Here is a 20,669-nt window from a genome sequence, read left to right as displayed (position 1 = left end):
GCGCCCTTCCCGATGAATGGCTTGATTAACCATGCAGCGTCAACTTCGCGGCATTCACTTCGCAGCAGGACTCCATGCACAAGATCGTCTCTTCCCTCATCCTCTCCGCTCTCGCCGGCAGCCTGGCGCTGGCCTTCCCTACCCATGCCCAGACCAGGGCCAAGGCAACCGTCCAGGAAGCGCCGCTGCGCGCGCACATGGCGTTCCTGTCGTCCGACGCACTTGAAGGCCGCGGTACCGGCCAGCGCGGCGGCGAGCTGACCGTCACGTATCTTGAAACGCAGGCCGCCGCCGTGGGCCTCAAGCCCGGCAACGGCAAGAGCTTCCGCCAGCCGGTCAAGATCGCCGGCGTGCGCTCGCTGCCCGAGAAGAGCAATGTCGGCATCGTCGCCAACGGCAAGGCCGTGCCGCTGCAGTTCGGCGCGGACTGGGTCTGGGGCCCGGGCGACGGCAAGGCCGATCACACGCTCGACGCCGAGATGGTCTTCGTCGGCTACGGCATCGTGGCGCCGGAAGAAAAGTGGGATGACTTCAAGGGCATGGATGTCAAGGGCAAAGTGATCGTGATGATGGTGAACGATCCGGCGCCGACCGCCGCCGAAGCGAACCGCTTCAACGGCGCGGGCCTGACCTACTACGGTCGCTGGACCTACAAGCTCGAAGAAGCGGCGCGCCAGGGCGCAGCCGGTGTCCTGCTGATCCACACCGATGCATCGGCCTCGTATGGCTGGAGCGTGGTACAGAACAGCTGGGCCAACGCCGAACGCTTCCAGCTCACCGAAGGTAAAGTCGGCAGCGGCCTGCAGGGCTGGATGACCGACGCCACGGCGCGCAAGGTGTTCGCAGCCGGCGGCCAGGATCTGGACAAGCTGCGCGCCGCCGCTGAAGACAAGAACTTCAAGCCGGTCGCACTGAATGCCCGCGTCAAGGGCGAGGCGCGCGCGCAGGTGCGCACGCTGGAAGAGTTCAACGTGGCCGGCGTCGTGCCGGGCACCGACCCGAAGCTGAAAGACGAAGTGGTGATCTACTCGGCGCATTGGGATCACATGGGCAAGCAAGGCACCGAGGGCGACACGATCTTCAACGGCGCCGTCGACAACGCATCGGGCACCGGCGCGCTGCTGGCGATGGCCGCCGAAGCAGTGAAGAACCCGGCCAAGCGCAGCCAGATGTTCCTGTGGGTCGGCGCCGAAGAGCAAGGCCTGCTGGGCAGCGCCGCCTATGTGGCCGCGCCCCTGTGGCCGATCGCCAAGACCGCCGCCAACCTGAACCTCGATAGCCTGAACTGGGTTGGCCTGGTCAAGGACGTCAGCGTGCCGGGCAGCGAGCGCACCGAACTGGGCGCGATGGCGGCCACGGTGGCCAAGTCAATGGGCCTGGTGATTGCACCAAGCAAGCCGGACCTGGGCGGCGGCTACTTCCGAAGCGACCACTTCAGCTTCGCCAAGGCCGGCGTGCCCGCCTTCTCGGTCGGCGCCGGCAGCAGCTGGGTGAAAGACGTCGACGCCAACAACGCCAAGGCCAAGACCTACCGCGCCAAGTACCACCAGGTGGGCGACGAGTACGATCCGAGCTGGGACTTGTCGGGCATGGTGCAGCAGGCGCAGTTCACGCTGAACCTGGGCCGCGCGGTGGCCGATGCGCCGAAGATGCCGACCTGGAAAGCGGGCGACCCGTTCGGCAAGGCACGCGAAACGGCGAAATAATTCGCTCCGGTAGCAGGACCTGAACGGGCTGGCGTGCATGACGAGTGCGCACCAGCCCGTTTCTCGTTGTAGCATCACGCCATCGAGCGATGAAAGGCATGCAATGCAGGAGAACGAACTGACGCTGGGCGATGGCCGGGTGCTGCACTATTACGACTGGAAGCCGGAGTTCGAGGAACCCGAGCTGACCGTATTCTGGCACCACGGCACGCCGAACATCGGCAAGCCGCCTGCCCCGCTGTTTGCCGCGGCGCTTGAAATGGGCATCCGCTGGATCGGCTACGACCGGCCTGGCTACGGCGGCTCGAGCGCACGCAGCGGCCGCGATGTCGCCTCGTGCGCCGAAGACGTCGCGCGCATCGCCGACCAGCTCGGGATCGAGCACTTCGCCGTGATGGGGCATTCGGGCGGCGGGCCGCACGCGCTGGCCTGCGCTGCGCTGCTGCCCAAGCGGGTCATCGCTGCCGTCAGCATTGCTGGCCTGGCGCCGTTCGATGCGGCAGGCCTGGACTGGTTTAATGGGATGACAGCATCGGGCGCGGCAGCGCTGCGGGCCGCTGCGCAGGGACACGCGGCCAAGGTGCAGCACGAGGGGCTGAACCAAGAGTTTGATCGCGAGATGTTCACGCCCGAGGACTGGGCCGAGCTGTCCGGCACCTGGTCGTGGTTCGACAGCGTGGTCCGGCCGGCACTGAGCGAAGGCCCGGGTGGCCTGATCGACGACGACCTGGCATATGTCACGCCATGGGGCTTCGATTGCGCGCGCATCGTGCAGCCGGTGCTGCTGGTGCATGGGGCGCAGGACCGCGTCGTGCCATGTGCCCACAGCGAGTGGCTGGCGCGCAGCTGCCGCTCGGCGCGGCTGTGGCAGCGGCCGGATGACGGGCATATCTCGGTGTTGAACAGCGCGGCGTCGGCGCTGGCGTGGTTGCGGGAGCAGGCGAGCGATGGTTGAACACGACGCTGACCGCGACTTTATGACCTCATATAAATTCAACCTCCCGCGCGACGCGGCAACCGCAATCTTCGTCGCCTGCCTGCTTCTGGCCCTGATGCTGCATGCGGTACCGGCGCTGCTGGCTGGCCTCCTGGCATTCGTGCTCACGCGCGGCCTGCTGAGTATCCTGCGCACGCGTGACCTGTACAAAAAGCTGCGTTCGCACGAATTCATCGCGAGCTTCGTGGTCGGCCTGGGGTCGATTGCCGTGCTCGCCATCATCACCGTTCTGGTGGTCCGGCTCCTTGAGGGCGAATCGTTGCGTGCGTTCTCGCTGAAGGTGGCCGAGACGATCACGCAGATCAAGCAGTTCCTGCCACCGGCGCTGGCTGAGTACGTGCCGCAATCGCTCTTCGAGATGCGCGAACTGGCGTCGGACACCTTGAAGGAGCATGTCAATGCGGTCGCGGGCATTGGCTCGGGCATCCTGCGCAGCCTGCTGTTGACCGTGATCGGCTGGATCACAGGGGTGCTGGCCGCAGTGAGCATTACCGTCACACCGACCGACGAAACCAGGCATTCCGTCTTCTACCGGACATGGCACCGCCACTGGAGCATGCTGGCCACCGCGTTCAAGAACGTGGCCTGGGCCCAAACCAAGATTGCCGCCATCAACGCGACACTGACGGGGGTGTACCTGTTAGCCGTGATGCCGGCCCTGGGCTGGAATCTTCCCTACGTCAAAACCCTGATCCTGGCGACGTTCCTCTTTGGCCTGCTGCCCGTCGTGGGCAATATCGTGTCGAACACCCTGATCTGCACGATCGCGCTGAGCGTCGCGTTTCCGGCCGCCGTTGTTTCAGCGGTGTTCCTTCTTGTCATCCACAAGCTTGAATATTTCCTGAGCGCGCGGATTCAGGGCCACCGGATCGGCGCGAAGGTCTGGGAACTGCTCATCGTGCTGTTTGCGTTCGAAATCATGTTCGGCCCCGCTGGCATGGTTGCCGCGCCGGTGATCTACGCGTTCGTCAAAGCCGAGTTGAAACGGGTTCGCTGGTTGAACTGACGCCAGCCTATCTGGCGTTAATGATTAAAATTGTTGTAATAATCTCTTGCTATGGTTTACCAACTTGCGAATTTGGTTGGGCCAATCTAGAATCGATGAACCGGTTAGGCGCGATGCATCGTCCGGTAGCCTGACGCATCAACCAGATCGGCACGGGCTCTGACATCGAGCCTTCTTCGCAGTTAAAAAAATACAAGCCGGAGACATCTTGAAAACCAACTATCTACTGCAGGCCCTTGCGCTCGTCGCACTGGGTCAGGGGGGCGTGCACGCGGCGCCCCTGATGCTGCAAGACGCCAGCATCACTGCCACCTACAACGGCGCGGCCGACGGCATGCTCGGGCTGGATCACGGCTTCGTGGCCGGCCCGGGCGCCAATACCAGCAAGCTCGACCCTACCGATACCGGCGTGGAGTTCTTCACGTCGGATTTCCTGTTCGGGATCGACTTTTCCGCTGACGGCATGCTGACCGTGATCGCCAACTATGCCGTCGCGCCCGGCGCCTACAGCATGCGTTTCGATCTTGGCGGCGCATTGCCAGTCACGGCGTTCACATTGACCGGCGCCAGCGGCGTCACCGGCATTCCAGGCCTGTCGATCATCGACAGTCATACCATCGCGCTCGACCTGAGCGGCGTCGACTGGAGCGAATTCGGCGCACTGAGCGCGCGCCTGGAAACCGGTACAGCGGTGGCGGTGCCTGAACCCGGCGCGCCCGCGATCCTGCTGGGTGGCCTGGCTGCACTGGCGCTCGTGCAAAACGGGCGCAGCGGACGCAGCGGACGCAAACCACGCGCCTGACCTCGCGTCTCTCGCCATTCAAGGACAGTCCGGCAGCGCTTCAAGCGCGGCGGCGGGCTCGCGGCCTCATTTCCTCCACCAGGAGAACCACATGCACTATCCAGGTTTGCATGCAGCGCTGTGCGCTGCCCTACTCTTTGTCAGCGGCGGACACGCTGCGGCTGCAGTCGATCCGGCACGCCAGAGCGCCCCTGCCGACGGCTGGGCCAGCCAAGCTGGCGGCACCGTCGGCGGCGCGAATGCCGTCGAATCCCAGATCTACACGGTCACCAACCGCGCCCAGCTGCTGGCAGCGATCCAGAACGGCGGCGTCGACAGCAAGATCATCAAGCTCGTCGGCGTGCTCGACATGAGCGAAGGCCAGCCCTACACCAGCAACGCGGACCAGGCGGCGCGCGGCGCGGTGCGGCTGAAAAGCAATACGACGCTGATCGGCGGCGCCAATGCGGGCATCGTCAACGGCCACATCATTCTGTCGAACGTCTCGCAAATCATCATCCGCAACCTCAAGCTCGTCAATCCGTGCGACGTTGCGCCCGTCTGGGATCCGAACGATGGCTCCAGCGGCAACTGGAACAGCGCCTTCGACGCCATCGCCGTGACCGGTTCGAGCCATGTCTGGATCGACCACAACAGCTTTACCGACGTGCCGCGCACGGATAACTTCCTGCCTGTCGAGAACGGCAAGGTGAAGCAGTGCCATGACGGCGCGGTCGATATCACGAATGCGTCCGACTACGTCACCGTGTCGTACAACGTCTTCGGCGAGCACAACAAGAACAACCTGGTTGGCAGCGGCGACGGTGCAACGGCTGACGAGGGCAAGCTGCGCGTCACGTTCAGCAACAACGTGTTCCGTGACGTCACCAGCCGCGCACCGCGCGTGCGCTATGGCCAGGTGCACCTGTTCAACAACTACTATGCCGGTTCGACGTCGCACCCGGTCTATGCCACCAGCTATTACGTTGGCGTCGGCCACGCCGCCAAGATCCTGTCGAACAACAATGTGTTCGAGGTCGCGGGCGCCACCGCCTGCAGCGATATCGTCGAGAACTTCGGCGGCACGATTCCCGGCGCCTTCAAGGACACCGGTTCGCTGCTCAACGCCAAACCGCTCGGCGCCTGCGGCGTGCCGACGACCGTCACCTGGACTCCGCCGTACACCTTCAGCGCACGGCCGATCCCGCTGGTCAAGGCCAACGCGCTGGCGCAGGCCGGCGGCGGCAAGCTGGTGACGACCATCAGCGGCACCGGCAAGGTCGTCGTCGATACAGGGCCGACGCTGGCCTGCCCCGCGACCGGCTTCTACTTCTGCGACGACTTCCAGAATGGCGGCAGCGCCAAATGGGACCTGAAGCCATTGCCAGGCCCGAACGGCACCTTCAGCGTGGTGACGGAAGCTGCAGGCAGCGCCAACAAGGTTCTGCAATACACGGCAGCCACCACCGGCGGCGTGCTGGCCCTGATCAAGGACAGCGAGATGGGCGCCGTGCCGTCGGGCGACTACTTTGTCGAAGCGCGCATCCGGCCGATGACCAACGGCACCACCGGGAACAAGTTCCTGTTCCTGGTCACCCGCTACGTCGATGTCAACAACTGGTACGGCGCCGGCCTGAACGTGCAGAATGCCACCACCAGCACCCAGGTCGAAATCGTCAAGATGCTGAATGCGGCGCTCAACCGGCAGCGCGCGGTGCGCAAACCGATCGCAATGGACGCCCAGTTCTATACGGTGCGGTTCGAGATGGTCGGCGCCACGCTGACGGTGTATCTCGACGGTGAAAATCTCGGCTCGGTGACCGACAGCAGCTTTGCCGCGCGCGGCCGGGTCGGGCTGTACACGGCCAACAAGAGCTTCCAGATCGATGACGTGCGCATTGGCGACCCGCGCATGAAACCGGTGCAGCTGACGCTCGCCCCCGGCACACCCACCTGGGCCGCCGAAGCTGGCGATACCCCGCTGCAGGTGCAGGTCACTGCGGTGGCGGCCGACGGCACGCCCGACAGCTTCACCGCCGAGTCGAGCAACCCTGCCGTGGCCACCGTCACGCTCGACGGCGCCACGGCCACGATCGCACCGGTGGGCGCGGGCACGGCGAACATTCTGTTCCGGGCCGGCTCGGACGCCACCATGACGCGTTCGATTGCGGTGATGATTGCGCCGCAATTCGTCCAGCCGACCCAGGTGTACCAACTGGACGGCGTCGCCGTGCCAGCGGCGATGGAAAGTGCCGCCTACATCGACAGCACGCTCAAGCTGGTGTTCGACAAGCCGCCGGTCCTCGGCACGGGCGGCACGATCCGGGTCTTCCGCCAGGCGGACGATGCACTGGTGGATGTGATCAAGCTGACCGGTGAAACCGACATGCTCGGTTATCCGGGCCAGGACCAGATCCGCAAGGTGAATACGACGCCGATCCAGATTGTCGGCAACGCGGTGACCATCAAGCTGCACAGCAACAAGCTGGATTACAACACGGGGTATTACGTGGCGATCGCCGACGGCGTCTTCACGGGCACCAGCCTTGGCGGTGTGCCGTTCCGGGGTATCGGCAAGCCTGCTGGATGGGCATTTACCACCCGCGCGGCTGCGCCGAGCGGCACGAGCGTGACGGTGGACGACGATGGCGTGGCCGATTTCCGCACTGTTCAGGGGGCGCTCAGTTATGCGATGCAGAACTTCGCCCGGGCCGAGCCGGTGACGATCCGGGTGATGAACGGCGCGTACGAGGAGCTGCTCTTTTTGCGTGGCAAGGACAATGTCAGCATCGTCGGCCAGAGCCGCGACGGCGTGGTGATCCGCTATACCAACCACAATACGCTCAATCCCTTTACCGGCGCGAGCCAGGTGGCAAACGCTGCTGCAGCGGCGACCGGCGGGCGCGCCGTGATGCTGGTCGAAACGTCGGACATGCTCGTGCTCGACACCCTCAGCATCGACAACACGACGCTACGCGGTCCCACCACCGGCCAGGCCGAAACGCTGTACTTCAACAATGACGGTGGCCGCCTGATCGCGAAAAACAGCGCGTTCTACAGCGAGCAGGACACGCTCAACCTGAAGGGGTTCAACTGGTTCTACCGCAGCCTGGTATCGGGCAACGTGGACTTCATCTGGGGCGGCAGCCGCGCCGCGCTGTTCGAGGAAAGCGAGATCCGCACGATCGGCGATACCTCCAGCCCGACCAGCGGTGGTTACGTGCTGCAGGCACGCGTGATCAATCCGGCCGACAAGGGTTTTGTCTTCCTCAACAGCGCGCTGACGCGTGGTCCGGGCCGCGGCCCGCTCAAGAGCGAGGTGCCGGACGGCGCCACCTGGCTGGCGCGCAGCCCAGGCGGCACGGCGAGCTACGACAACATCGCGTTCATCAACACCCGGATGGACCGGCATGTGGCGCCCGCAGGCTGGGCCGGGCTGGGCGTAAACAGCCAGCCTGCGCCCAATCCGGTGGTGCCCAATGCGGTGAGCGGCTGGCGCGAATACGGCAGCACCGACCTCGCCGGCATGCCGCTGGACCTGTCGCGCCGCGTCGGCGGCTACCTGCTGCGCGCCGATGAGGTGGAAGCGGGTTTCTCGAACCGCGCCCAGGTGTTCGCGGCGTTTGGCGCCGGAGAAGGCTGGAATCCGCAGCCGTAACGAAGGGTTGAAATGACGCAGGGCCCATCGCTTGGTGTACAAGCGATGGGCCCTGCGCGTTTGCTGCTTGTGCGTCTACCGGATTACTGGATCACGCCGCATGCCATGCGGGCGCCGCCACCACCCAGCGGTGCTGGATGATCGGCATGGTTGTCGCCACCGACGTGCACCATCAGGGCCTTGCCCTTGAGGTCCGCCATTTTCATGCGCGGAGCCAGCACCGGATTGGTGGCCATGCCCTTGGCGTCAACGGAGAGGCCTGGCAGATCGCCCAGGTGGCCATCGCCCCATGGGGTGCCGTGTTTCTTGGTGTTGGCCGGGTCGAGGTGACCGCCGGCGGCGCCTGCAGGGACGGTCTTGCCGTCTGCCTGGTTCGGTGCGCAGCTGCCGTTGGCGTGCACGTGGAAGCCGTGCAGGCCCGGGGTCAGATCCTTGAGCTCAGGAGTGAACACGACGCCGTACTGGGTTTCGCTGATTTTGACGGTACCGATGCTGGCGCCTTCGCCTTTATCGGTGGCCATTTTCAGCGTGACCGACATGTCGGCAGCGCTGGCGGAGGCGCACAGGGCGCCGAACAGGACAGCACTCATCCATTGTTTGTTCATGGTTCACTCCTTGGCAAAATTTCGGGATATTGAAAAGACAAGTGAGTGTAGACCATTCCATGCTGAGGGGGTGTTCGGCTGGCCAGGGCTTCCGGGTCACGGAAACAACAAGCTAAACGGCCCGGAGGGCTATTTCTCTGTCAAGCGATGTCTGCTGCGTAGCGGCGCAGCACGTCGTCGCACGACATGACCTCAGCGTATTCGCCGTGCAGGTTCGCCAGGGCCATCAAATGGACGTCCTCGGCGCTACGATGCGTGCCGCCAAAATCCGTCTTGTCGAACGTGAAGGTCGCATCCGACACCACGATGGTGGCAAACCCCAGATTGCCTGCCGTGCGTGCAGTGGCCTCGACCGAGTTATTGGTGCTGACGCCGACGATCACCAGATGCGTGATGCCGCGCGCATGCAGCCAGCGCTCGAGGCCGGTGTGGATGAAGGCATCGGGGACATTCTTCTCGACCAAGTGCTCATGGGCCAGTGGATGGAAGCGGGGTTGGAATTCCACGCCGGATTGTCCTGGTGCGAAGAGGGAGTTCGGTGAGCGGCTGATATGGCGGACGCTGATGACCGGGCGCCCTGCCGCCCGCCAGGCCGTATGCAGGCGCGCGATCATGTCCTCGGCGATCGGGTTGTTGCGGGGCGGCGTGGTCGCGGATTGCATGCCCTGTTGCATGTCGATGATGATCAGGGCTGGGGGATAGGACATGCCGATTTCTCTATGGCGGAATGGCTAAGCTAACACAGCAGGATATTCGGTAACCAGTGTCAATCTGATAGGTCTCGGAACTAAGAAAATCTGCATCTGCCAAACATGGCGGCGTCTTTTCGCTCGTCATTTTTGCGGCAGAAATGCAGCCGTTCCTAAGACAGCGTCCCGGTCTGCTGCAGAGATAACTTCGCTGCCTGACTGCGCATAAGTCAGAACGATGCGGAATAGCTAATTATCCTCAGGTGGTGCATCCCACCAAATCATCTGGTCAACGAGGACATCAATCATGAGGGCGTCTGGAATGCTACCTTCCACCTATCGTGCAATATTGAACGTCGCCATTTTGAAAGTAGTGGTATACCCAGCGACTGTGTTTGCTGAGGTCAGTGACAAAGAGCCCTCTACGTCGCTTTTCTGGAAAATCAATCTGGCCGCAGCAATCATTTGCCTCGTCGGCTCACGCATGAAAACCGTGGCTCGGCATCATCTGCATACTACCCGCCGCAATATGGTTTGCGAACCTGCTCATGGAACTTCACTCACCTGATGTTGGCTCACACTTACGCAATGGGCAAGGCTCTGCGTACTGCCTGCAAGCGTATGCTGCCTTTGGCCTGCCCTTGTGCAGCCTACTCGCTGGCTATATCTGGTACCGCCAACGCGTGACCTGACGTACGCCACCAGAGGCACCACGATCAATTCCACATCGATCTAGATTAAGACGACTCTATGAACATTCAGCGGTTATGCCCTCTCATTTTTATACTCGTATTGCCTGTTATTGCAGCTGACACCGATCTAGGGCCGTATGTGCAAACCGCTGCCTCGTACCGGCTCTATGGGGGTGGACTTGGAGATCCGACAGCGCCCAGGCCGAACGACAAGAAAGTGGCATTTTCCATCGAAGGCAATGCGGCCAAGGATATCTTCGATGCCATCGGGCCGGACCGAGGAGACCCGTGTACGCAAGGCAGCGGGATGCGTATCCGCCACAAGGATCACGAACATCTGACTTGTACCTTGAGCAAAAAGAACGACTAAGTGTGCAGCTTTGGATTCGACTTCATTAGCGGCAAAAGCATCGGTGGCAGTATCTGCTGACGGCGCTTGCCGAGAACACAGGCGAAAAAAACGGCACCCTCAGGGTGCCGTCTCGGCTTTCAACTCAGATGATTACTCGAACCGAAGCTGAAGCAACTTTCTGGCCTTCCATCACTTGCAGCTCGGCAGTCATGTTGCACCTCTCTTGCTGCATCAGCTTCCGAGTGATATGGTTATCCCTTATTTCTCTCATGCGATCCGACTTTATGATCGAACGCAAAAATACAGAAGGTGCAGCCGACTTTGGCGCTCAGCTCTCGATAAAGGATCAGCGCATTCAATGAGTAGACAATTGGAACTAGCTCAAAAGCCTTCTGTATATGTTACTTTTTCGCACTATGCCACTGTAAATTCCTTCAGCTGCCTGGCGAGTTTCTGGATTTACTTTCAATAAATAATCCTCTCCTTCGTCGGCCCCAACAAATGCGTGGTACAGTGGCGCGAATTTTTGATCAAGCTCTTTTGAAACAAGCCATTTTCTAAATTCATGCCCCTGCTTATTCACCAAGATATAGGCTAATAGTCTTTGCAAATCATCTTCAAATGCATCCCACAATGTGGGATCATCGCATAGCAGTGCCTCACCAATGTTGCTGAATACCACAACCCAATCAGTTTCAAGATTCCAAATCGGCAAAGCTTTAAGAAGATACCTTCCTGCTGGAGAAATTTTATCAACTGCTTCCATAGCGGCCATAGCATACTCCTTAGCAACAGCCTTATCTAAAAACAACCCGTGAGCATACGCCAGATTTGCTTTTAATATAGCCAAGTCACTTAATTTATTTGCAACCGATATACCTGAGTCAAAAGTTCTCACAGCAGCACTAACATCTCCGATATTATCTAAATATAAGTTTCCAAGACCAATATAAAAATTAGAGACTGAACTATCCCAGCTTATACCAGCTTCGTAAACTTTCTTTGACTGCTCAGTCAGATTTTGATTACGCAAAGAAACTGCCTTAGATAAATAGGCTGTCATTACATAATCCGCAATATCTTCATTTCTAGCAAGTCCGAAATTAGATATTACCATGTCGATATCTTTGGAATAATCAGATAACCAACCTAGTTTTTCATAAGCCAAAGCTCTGAAAAACAAAGCTCTAGCCTGTCTTAACTGCATTAACTCCGATGGATTTTTGTCCGTTCGTGCAATCACCTTAGATAGCGACTCAATCGAATTTTCTAACTGGCCAGACGCGCGATAAAAATCAGCCCTATATTCAAGAGCATCTAAAACACAGTTTACTACCTCTTCGTTTTTTGAATTTTCGAAGCGCACAATTGCATCGTTATAGCTATCAAGCTCTGATTTGGCATCACCGTCTTTTCCAAGAATTATCCCGCGATTTACGATCGACCTAACAACAAACCTAGACGCAATTTCAAGCTCGCCAAATTGATTAATGATAGTCTCATATATAGCTACCTCAGCAGCCCTTTGACCTGATTCACCAAGTAGAGCAGCTTTTGCAAAAAGTGACATCACCAAATTGCTTTGGAAAATATCTCCAGTTAACGAACCATATTTTTCAAGAATAATGTCAAAAATCGTAAGCGCTTCATCTTTTTTACCCTGATCACGCAAACGAACACCCTTGTTCAGCATTACTTTTACTACCGACTCCTGAATGGCAACCTCACTTGATAATCCGAAGGTTTCGATTATCATGTTATAGGTTTCGAGTTCGCCTTCAAAGTCTCCATCCTCGCCCAGTGTTAGCGCCTTGTTGAAAAGAGATTTTGCAGCATATGATTGCACGTCACCTTTCTCAGCAGCCGCATACTCAAGAAATACTTGGTCATAAATAGCTCGCTCGTTGTAACTCTCCCCAAGAATACCAAGCGTAAGAGCTTTATTCATCAAGACCGAGGGCTTATATTCGTCTATTCTGTCTTTAGCAAACAACTGAAGCTTGCGCAAGACTTTTTCATAGATATCTAACTCGGCTAAGTAATCACCAACCACTCTGAGTTTAGCTGCCTTATTAATTAATGCTTTGACGACCAGTTCCTGAATGGCCTCCCCATCAGTCTTGTCAAAAATTTGCACGATTTCGCTATATATCTCAGATTCGACATTATCTCTACCAAGATTTCCAAAAGTGATAGCCTTATACAACATTGCCTTAACTATATTTTCTTGGATAGTACTGCTTGAATCGTCGATTTCATATGCACTAATTAGCTCATCGTACACCGATATCTCGCCCTCATAATTGCCTACCAAGCCAATCGTGACAGCCTTGTTTATATACGCATGCGATATCCACTCGTGCACTTGAGGAATGGTAGAAGAGCTAAAGTTGTCAATTATGTAATCGTATAAACTTAACTCCTCTTCAGTCTGCCCCAAAGAACCCAAAGTTAATCCTTTGTTATACATTGCTCGAACAATATATTTTTCGAAATTGACATCATAGTCATCACCGAACCGCTCAATAATTTCATCATATACTTTTATTTCATTTAGAGGCTGAGCCATTTTTTCATAAATTGACGCTACTGAAAACATTACATTTGCAACAATGTCGACAGTTATGAATCCTTTTGAATAAGAATCAGATTGCAGAATTGTTTGATAAACTTCCAATGCTTCCTCGAACCTTTGGACATGTGCTAATGCAGCGCCTTTAAGAACAGTAATACGACTGTTAAATTCTTGGAATCGCTTGATACTATTTCCGCGATAAATACTGGATATTCGGTCAATTGCAGCAATAAGTTCCTCAATCAAATTAGAGTTGAGTAAATCAACTCCTTTATCTATAAAAGCTCGAGAAAGATTATAAAAATCATTTTCCTCGGGCTGAACGGCAATCTTCTTTACTATAGCATCAAATGAAATCTCTTCACTCTTCAAATCTGTCTGACTGCTAATGTTATCGGCATCTATAGAAAGAGTTAAGTTTACCTGTTCATTCCGTAAATCATGGATCAACGGTCCATATTCATTGCTCAAACCTATCTGACTTGAACGAGTATGAGCTTGATCAATTAACTGGTGACGCAACTTGCCTGATCTCATACAGCTAGCTAAAGCTAGACTGTAGCCTGGATCTGCGCCATTATTCTCCAATGCTTTCATCGCCATACTACGGCGCTCGGACGGGCTAAAGCATGTCTGAAGGAAACTTGTCAAAAACCGTATGCTTTGTCTCGCCCGACGAGGACCATTTCTCATCAAGTACCAAATATTGAAAAAGCGCTCACTTACTTGATAGCCCTTTCTCCCCTTACTTCGTCTGCTCAACGGTACTGTCTCAACGTAACTGGATTTCTCCAGCCTTGAAAGCTGACTACTAACTGCAGACGTATCTAGGCCAGTAGCCTCGCCCAAAGCTGCTGCAGTCATTGGATCCCAATTCAACGCAAGTGCGTCGAATACTGCTCGCTGCTGCAAAGGTAACTCTTCGGTTCTTGCTTGATACCAACCCGTGAACGTATCTAACATTGCCGTTAACTGCGATAGAACATCTGCGCTCATGTGGGATTCTAAAACACCATATAGAACACTCAAAGTTCTTGGATTTCCGCCTGCGAGTGTGTTCAAAGCAGCTATGCGGCCGGAATCTTTTTCGAGTAAGCCTAATACATGCTGACCAGCATTTCCGCGGTTAAGTGCAAGGTTGCGTAAGCAGGCGAATACCTCATCATCATCTAGTTTGTCTAGCGAGTGGATTTTAAAGAAGTCGAAAAATGGTGCTGAATAGTCTTGAATAGTTACCGGGTATTTTGAGGAAGCAGCGATGAGAATTGGACCGTCGTCTCGTTGCAGGCACCTTCGTAATCCCCACTGGTGGTTTAAAGGTAGCCCGGCTAATAAAGTGTCGAGATTGTCTATTAGCAACAAAGGTCTTCTATTTAAACTTTCGCAGCATGCCCGGAAAGCCTCCCATGCTGGCTCGCCATCCTGCTCTTCTTGAGACAGGATTTGCCTTGGTGGAAATTTACCCCATAACTTGTCAAGCGCGTCTACTTCGCTTGGATCGGCCAGTTCGTCCTCTCGCGTCTCAGCTAGAGATAATAAGCAATTTCGCCAAAATATATCTAAGCTAATAACGTTATGTTGCTCCTCTCGAAAACGCAAAGGAATAAATCTACTACTCAGTTGAGCATCATTTTGCACACCGATGGAAACGCGCCTCAATAAAGATGTTTTTCCAAATCCCCTGGGAGCGACTATTAAATAATGATCAGCACTTCCACTTAGAGGCGTAAGTGCAAGCTGCTTTAAAAAAAATTCATATGTCTTATTACGGGCGACATAACCCCGAACGAAATCTTTTTCGTTCAACGAGTTCGGATTAAAATAAGTTAAGTCCATTTTTGTTACCTACTTTGGGAGCACGCCAGACCACCAACGCCGCAACAATGGGTTCGAGAATGACATCTGCGGCTCATCAGTATCTATTCCATCAAAATTAATGAATCCTTCGCTCGCAAGTCGCAGTAGAATTCCTCGAAGGTTTTGAGCATCACCATTTTTATTTTCTATCTCATTCACAACTTCGTCAAATTTCTTCGGCTGACTATTTTTGCTGAGAAAATTCAAAGTTAAGAATGCCACTTCTTTATCGGCCTGATTATAGTGCTTTCTAATGTGTTCTTCCCATACACCAAATGCTTTCATCTCTTTAAAATTAACCAACTTATTCACAGCTGAGTCAACTGCGTTTCGCGCACCTTCACTGTCCAATTGTGGCTTGCCCTCTAGCTTTTGAGCGATTGCATCAAGATAGTAGGCAGCTCTCCATCCTGCAGCCTCTACAATCAAAGTTGCCTCTTCGTTGGTTATTTCATTTCTGTTCAGAATTTTTCCACGGCTGGCTTGATCTTGCACGAAATCGACTGACTGGTCGAAAGTAAGCTGGGTTAGTTCGAAACTTTCAAACTTAGCAAGTACCCCCATATATGAACCTGCTTGCGCGAGTGGCTCTATTCCGATGGATCCAGTTATCATCCATCGCACATTTGGATACTGCTGTTGCAATCGAGCAAGCATATTCATGAAATCTCTAGCATTCGCAACGCCAAGAGGACCTTTGTCATGCAACGCCTTTAGGAAAATGGGCAGCTCATCAATCAAAAGCACCCAGCGGGTCTTTGAATCATCGTGCATTGCATGTACAAGACGCTCAAAATAGGCTTCGTGATCTAGGGTTACGAAGGGTTGATACCACGCGCCCCCAGCCTCTGTCCTAGGATCTGCGAATTGAATCAACCGTTGAAAGATCCATGAAATAGCTTGAGCCCCACCCGACCGCGCGGTGCCAAGACGACTACATAATTCGCGGAAGACAGATTTACTGTCTGAGCACCCTGCAATTTCAGCTTTAACCGCTGTCCATCTGTTAGCTAATGCATCATCAACAACTCGATCTAATACAAATGTTTTTCCTAAGCGACGAGGGCCATGCATTGATACATTCCTACCAGCCTCGAATAATTTGAAAAGTTGCTTAACTTGTTCTTGGCGACCATAAGATTTAGTTCTATAGTCCATTCTGCTTCTCCGAATATTAGTTAGTTCCGCTTATAGTACAACGAAATTGTTTTAAAACGACGTTGTTTTAAAATTTTTTTGAAACTATTGTATGCGCCCAAAAAAAAAGCACCCTTTCGGGTGCTTTCGGCGTTATAGAATTTTGTTACTCGCCGTCGTCGTGCTGCTCAGCCGAAGCCGAAGCAACTTGCTGGTCTTCCATCGCTTGCAGCTCGGCAGCCATATTGGCCTTCTCTTGCTGCAGCAATGCCTGGCGCTCTTCCGCTTCCCACACTTCCTTCTCTTTGCGAGCGCGGTGGAATGCCAGACCCGTACCGCCCGGGATCAGGCGACCGACGATGACGTTCTCTTTCAGGCCGCGCAGACCGTCGCGCTTGCCCATGATCGCCGCTTCGGTCAGCACGCGGGTGGTTTCCTGGAACGATGCGGCCGAGATGAACGAATCGGTCGACAGCGATGCCTTGGTAATACCCAGCAGCACGTTTTCGTACGTTGCCGGCAGCTTGCCCACCGCATTCATGCGGTCGTTCTGGTCCAGCAGCTCCGAACGCTCCACCTGCTCGCCGATGATGTAGTCGGTGTCGCCTGCTTCGACGATCTGAACACGACGCAGCATCTGGCGAACGATCACCTCGATGTGCTTGTCGTTGATCTTCACGCCTTGCAGACGGTACACGTCCTGCACTTCGTCGACGATGTAGCGGGCCAGCGATTCGATACCCAGCAGGCGCAGGATGTCTTGCGGATCGGCTGGGCCGTCGACAATCATCTCGCCCTTGTTCACGACTTGACCATCGTGGACCAGCACTTGCTTGTCTTTGGTGATCAGGAACTCGTGCTTGTTGCCGTCCATGTCGGTGATCTCAAGGCGTTGCTTGCCCTTGGTCTCTTTACCGAACGCGACAGTACCCGTGACTTCCGCCAGCATGCCGGCGTCTTTCGGCGAACGTGCTTCGAACAGCTCGGCAACGCGTGGCAGACCACCGGTAATGTCTCGCGTTTTCTGCGATTCAGTCGGGATACGTGCCAGCACTTCACCGACGGACACTTGCTGACCGTCCTTGACCATGATCAGCGAGCCGACCTGGAAACCAATGGCCACGGCGTGTTCGGTGCCCGCGATCTTGACTTCCTGGTTCTCTTCGTTCAGCAGCTTGACCTGCGGACGCAGCACCTTGCCGGCCGAACCACGACGCTTCGGATCGATCGCGACCAGGGTCGACAGACCGGTTACATCGTCCACCTGGCGAGCGACGGTGACGCCCTCTTCGACGTTTTCGAAGCGGATGGTACCAGCATACTCGGTGATGATCGGACGGGTCAGCGGATCCCACGTTGCCAGGGCGATACCAGCTTTGACAGCCTGGCCATCCTTGACGATCAGGGTCGCACCGTACGGCACCTTGTGACGCTCGCGCTCACGGCCATGATCGTCCGTGATCAGCACTTCGCCCGAACGGGTAATGACGATTTGCGCGCCCTTGCCGTTGGTGACGTAACGCATGGTTGCCGTGAAGCGAACCGTACCGTTCGACTTGGCTTCGACCGACGACGCCACTGCTGCACGCGATGCCGCACCACCGATGTGGAACGTACGCATGGTCAGCTGGGTACCCGGCTCACCAATCGACTGTGCTGCCACGACGCCGACTGCTTCACCGCTGTTGACCAGCATGCCGCGGCCCAGGTCGCGGCCATAGCACTTGGCGCACAGGCCGAAGCGCGTGTCGCAGTTCAGTGGCGTGCGGACCTTCACTTCGTCGATGCCGACGCGTTCGATCTCTTCGACCATGTCTTCGTCCAGCAGCGTGCCGGCTTCGAACAGGGTTTCCTGGGTTTCAGGATTGACGACATCGGTACCGGTGACACGGCCGAGGATACGGTCGCGCAGGGCTTCGATGACTTCACCACCTTCGACCAGCGCCTTCATGTGCGTGCCGTTGTTGGTGCCGCAATCGTCCTCGATCACCACCAGATCCTGCGTCACGTCGACCAGACGACGGGTCAGGTAACCCGAGTTTGCGGTCTTCAGCGCGGTATCGGCCAGACCTTTACGAGCGCCGTGGGTCGAGATGAAGTACTGAAGCACGTTCAGGCCTTCGCGGAAGTTCGCGGTAATCGGCGTTTCGATAATCGAACCGTCCGGTTTCGCCATCAGACCACGCATACCGGCCAGCTGACGAATCTGGGCTGCCGAACCACGGGCGCCCGAGTCGGCCATCATGTAAATCGCGTTGAACGATTCCTGGGTGCCTTCGGTGCCATCACGCTTGGTGACCGGCTCGATTTTCAGCTGGTCCATCATCGCCTTGCCGACTTCATCGGAGGTTTTGCCCCAGATGTCAACGACCTTGTTGTAGCGCTCGCCGGCGGTGACCAGACCCGAGCTGTACTGCTGCTCGATCTGTTTCACTTCGGCTTCAGCGGCAGCGATCATGCCCTTCTTGACGTCCGGGATCATCATGTCGTCGACGGCGATCGAGATACCGGCGCGCGTTGCCAGGCGGAAGCCCGACTGCATCAGCTTGTCGGCGAACACGACGGTCGCACGCAGACCGCACTTGCGGAACGACGTGTTGATCAGCTTCGAGATTTCCTTCTTCTTCAGCGAACGATTCAGCACCGAGAATGGCAAGCCTTTTGGCAGGATCTCGGACAGGATCGCACGGCCGACCGTGGTCTCGTAGCGGGTCAGGGTCTGGTCGAAGCCACCTTCGGCGTTGCGTGGGAATTCCACGATACGCACGGTGATGCGGGTCGCCAGTTCGACTTCCTTGTTGTCGTACGCGCGGATGACTTCCGACACGTCCGGGAACATCATGCCCTCGCCCTTGGCGTTGATTGCCTCGCGCGATGCGTAGTACAGACCCAGCACGATATCCTGGGACGGCACGATCGACGGTTCGCCGTTCGATGGGAACAGAATGTTGTTCGACGCCAGCATCAGCGTACGTGCTTCCATCTGTGCTTCGATCGACAGCGGGACGTGGACAGCCATCTGGTCACCGTCGAAGTCGGCGTTGAACGCCGCGCAGACGAGTGGGTGCAGCTGGATAGCCTTGCCTTCAATCAGGACCGGCTCGAACGCCTGGATACCCAGACGGTGCAGCGTCGGCGCACGGTTCAGCATGATCGGGTGTTCCTTGATGACTTCTTCAAGGATGTCCCAAACAACTGGCTCTTGCACTTCGACGAGCTTCTTCGCAGCCTTGATGGTCGTAGCCAGACCCATCAGTTCAAGCTTGTTGAAAATGAATGGCTTGAACAGTTCCAGAGCCATCAGTTTCGGCAGGCCGCACTGGTGCAGTTTCAGCTGTGGACCGACCACGATGACCGAACGGCCCGAGTAGTCGACGCGCTTGCCCAGCAAGTTCTGACGGAAACGACCGCCCTTACCCTTGATCATCTCGGCCAGCGACTTCAGCGGACGCTTGTTGGCGCCGGTCATCGCTTTACCGCGACGGCCGTTGTCCAGCAGCGAATCGACTGCTTCCTGCAGCATGCGCTTTTCGTTACGCGTAATGATCTCTGGTGCGCGCAGTTCCATCAGGCGCTTCAGGCGGTTATTACGGTTGATGACGCGGCGATACAGGTCGTTCAGGTCGGACGTGGCGAAACGGCCACCGTCCAGCGGGACGAGCGGACGCAGTTCTGGCGGCAGGACCGGCAGAACTTCCATGATCATCCATTCAGGCTTGATGCCCGAACGCTGGAACGCTTCGAGCACTTTCAGGCGCTTGGCGTATTTCTTGATCTTGGCTTCGGACTTCGACTCTTTGAGTTCCACGCGCAGCGCGTCGGCATCGCGGTGGATGTCGATCGAGCGCAGCAGTTCACGGATACCTTCGGCGCCCATGAATGCGGTGAAGTCGTCGCCGTACTCTTCGTATTTGGCGGCGTAATCGTCTTCCGACATGATCTGGCTCTTCTTGAGCGGGGTCATGCCTGGATCGGTGACGACGTATGCTTCGAAGTACAGCACGCGTTCGATGTCCCGCAGCGTCATGTCCAGGACCATGCCCAGACGCGATGGCAGCGACTTCAGGAACCAGATGTGCGCGACTGGCGAAGCCAGCTCGATGTGGCCCATGCGCTCACGGCGCACCTTGGCCAGCGTGACTTCAACGCCGCACTTCTCGCAGATCACGCCGCGGTGCTTCAGGCGCTTGTATTTGCCGCACAGGCATTCGTAGTCCTTGATAGGACCAAAGATCTTGGCGCAGAACAGGCCATCGCGCTCAGGCTTGAACGTGCGGTAGTTGATGGTTTCCGGCTTCTTGACTTCGCCGAACGACCACGAACGGATTTTTTCAGGCGACGCCAGGCCAATCTTGATGGCGTCGAAACTTTCGTTTTGCTGAACTTGCTTGAATAGATCGAGCAGTGCTTTCATGTATCACTCCAGGTGATTGAATTCTTTACTGACTTGCTTGCCGCCAGCTCCTCACTGATTTTCGCCAGTGCTTGCCAAGCCCACTACCCTTAAAACTGTCATTCCCGCGCAGGCGGGAATCCAAGTTTGCCGGTGACTTACCGGGCTTAGGTTCCCGCCTGCGCGGGAACGACGTTTTGAAGGCGCAGGCCGTGCCCGAA

The 20,669-nt window shown here is 56.5% G+C and carries 11 protein-coding genes; 6 read left to right on the top strand and 5 right to left on the bottom strand.

The genetic code is table 11. From position 1 onward, the window contains the following. Window positions 1-74 precede the first annotated feature (74 nt). From ACZ0AJ_RS21120 to ACZ0AJ_RS21100, 5 genes are all read left to right on the top strand, one after another. Entirely contained in the window at window positions 75-1,706 is a 1,632-nt protein-coding gene (locus ACZ0AJ_RS21120; RefSeq protein WP_499456382.1) for a M28 family peptidase, read from the top strand. A gap of 103 nt (window positions 1,707-1,809) precedes the next feature. Then, the gene (locus tag ACZ0AJ_RS21115) at window positions 1,810-2,661 is read left to right on the top strand and encodes an alpha/beta fold hydrolase (protein WP_499456381.1); all 852 of its coding nucleotides are present in this window, start codon (window positions 1,810-1,812) and stop codon (window positions 2,659-2,661) included. Further along, the gene (locus tag ACZ0AJ_RS21110; protein WP_499456380.1) at window positions 2,654-3,709 is read left to right on the top strand and encodes an AI-2E family transporter; all 1,056 of its coding nucleotides are present in this window, start codon (window positions 2,654-2,656) and stop codon (window positions 3,707-3,709) included. The genes ACZ0AJ_RS21115 and ACZ0AJ_RS21110 overlap by 8 nt, the downstream gene beginning before the upstream one ends. 208 nt (window positions 3,710-3,917) lie before the next feature. Further along, on the top strand, window positions 3,918-4,511 hold the full coding sequence (locus ACZ0AJ_RS21105) for a hypothetical protein (protein ID WP_499456379.1): 594 nt from the start codon (window positions 3,918-3,920) through the stop codon (window positions 4,509-4,511). Window positions 4,512-4,602: 91 nt separating this feature from the next. Next, on the top strand, window positions 4,603-8,148 hold the full coding sequence (locus ACZ0AJ_RS21100; RefSeq protein ID WP_499456378.1) for a pectinesterase family protein: 3,546 nt from the start codon (window positions 4,603-4,605) through the stop codon (window positions 8,146-8,148). 83 nt (window positions 8,149-8,231) lie between these two features. Here ACZ0AJ_RS21100 and sodC read toward each other — a convergent pair whose 3' ends face one another. Beyond that, window positions 8,232-8,753 (bottom strand): superoxide dismutase [Cu-Zn] SodC, encoded by a 522-nt coding sequence (gene sodC, locus ACZ0AJ_RS21095; protein WP_499456377.1) that lies wholly within the window; start codon window positions 8,751-8,753, stop codon window positions 8,232-8,234. 140 nt (window positions 8,754-8,893) lie between these two features. Beyond that, window positions 8,894-9,460 (bottom strand): cysteine hydrolase family protein, encoded by a 567-nt coding sequence (locus ACZ0AJ_RS21090; protein WP_499456376.1) that lies wholly within the window; start codon window positions 9,458-9,460, stop codon window positions 8,894-8,896. Between the two features lie 891 nt (window positions 9,461-10,351). On the opposite strand from ACZ0AJ_RS21090, the gene ACZ0AJ_RS21085 reads away from it, so the two are divergent. Continuing rightward, on the top strand, window positions 10,352-10,504 hold the full coding sequence (locus tag ACZ0AJ_RS21085; RefSeq protein WP_499456375.1) for a hypothetical protein: 153 nt from the start codon (window positions 10,352-10,354) through the stop codon (window positions 10,502-10,504). Between the two features lie 358 nt (window positions 10,505-10,862). On the opposite strand, the gene ACZ0AJ_RS21080 is transcribed toward ACZ0AJ_RS21085, so the two are convergent. The 3 genes from ACZ0AJ_RS21080 to rpoC all read right to left on the bottom strand — a co-directional run bounded on the left by ACZ0AJ_RS21080 (window position 10,863) and on the right by rpoC (window position 20,469). Next, window positions 10,863-14,897 (bottom strand): hypothetical protein, encoded by a 4,035-nt coding sequence (locus tag ACZ0AJ_RS21080; protein WP_499456374.1) that lies wholly within the window; start codon window positions 14,895-14,897, stop codon window positions 10,863-10,865. Between the two features lie 9 nt (window positions 14,898-14,906). Continuing rightward, the gene (locus ACZ0AJ_RS21075; protein ID WP_499456373.1) at window positions 14,907-16,076 is read right to left on the bottom strand and encodes an ATP-binding protein; all 1,170 of its coding nucleotides are present in this window, start codon (window positions 16,074-16,076) and stop codon (window positions 14,907-14,909) included. 145 nt (window positions 16,077-16,221) lie between these two features. After that, window positions 16,222-20,469 carry a DNA-directed RNA polymerase subunit beta' gene (gene rpoC, locus ACZ0AJ_RS21070; RefSeq protein WP_183554430.1) on the bottom strand — a complete coding sequence of 1,416 codons (4,248 nt, stop codon included), beginning with the start codon at window positions 20,467-20,469 and terminating at the stop codon, window positions 16,222-16,224. Window positions 20,470-20,669: the final 200 nt, after the last annotated feature.

The sequence above is a fragment of the Telluria sp. AC161 genome (genome assembly GCF_979258535.1).
This window is presented reverse-complemented; position numbering and strand designations above follow the sequence as displayed.

What these genes read in the sequence shown, in the direction of transcription:
- ACZ0AJ_RS21120 (WP_499456382.1), top strand. Translation starts at nt 75, where the DNA reads ATGCACAAGATCGTCTCTTCCCTCATCCTCTCCGCTCTCGCCGGCAGC.
- ACZ0AJ_RS21115 (WP_499456381.1), top strand. Translation starts at nt 1,810, where the DNA reads ATGCAGGAGAACGAACTGACGCTGGGCGATGGCCGGGTGCTGCACTAT.
- ACZ0AJ_RS21110 (WP_499456380.1), top strand. Translation starts at nt 2,654, where the DNA reads ATGGTTGAACACGACGCTGACCGCGACTTTATGACCTCATATAAATTC.
- ACZ0AJ_RS21100 (WP_499456378.1), top strand. Translation starts at nt 4,603, where the DNA reads ATGCACTATCCAGGTTTGCATGCAGCGCTGTGCGCTGCCCTACTCTTT.
- sodC (WP_499456377.1), bottom strand. Translation starts at nt 8,753, where the DNA reads ATGAACAAACAATGGATGAGTGCTGTCCTGTTCGGCGCCCTGTGCGCC.
- ACZ0AJ_RS21090 (WP_499456376.1), bottom strand. Translation starts at nt 9,460, where the DNA reads ATGTCCTATCCCCCAGCCCTGATCATCATCGACATGCAACAGGGCATG.
- ACZ0AJ_RS21080 (WP_499456374.1), bottom strand. Translation starts at nt 14,897, where the DNA reads ATGGACTTAACTTATTTTAATCCGAACTCGTTGAACGAAAAAGATTTC.
- ACZ0AJ_RS21075 (WP_499456373.1), bottom strand. Translation starts at nt 16,076, where the DNA reads ATGGACTATAGAACTAAATCTTATGGTCGCCAAGAACAAGTTAAGCAA.
- rpoC (WP_183554430.1), bottom strand. Translation starts at nt 20,469, where the DNA reads ATGAAAGCACTGCTCGATCTATTCAAGCAAGTTCAGCAAAACGAAAGT.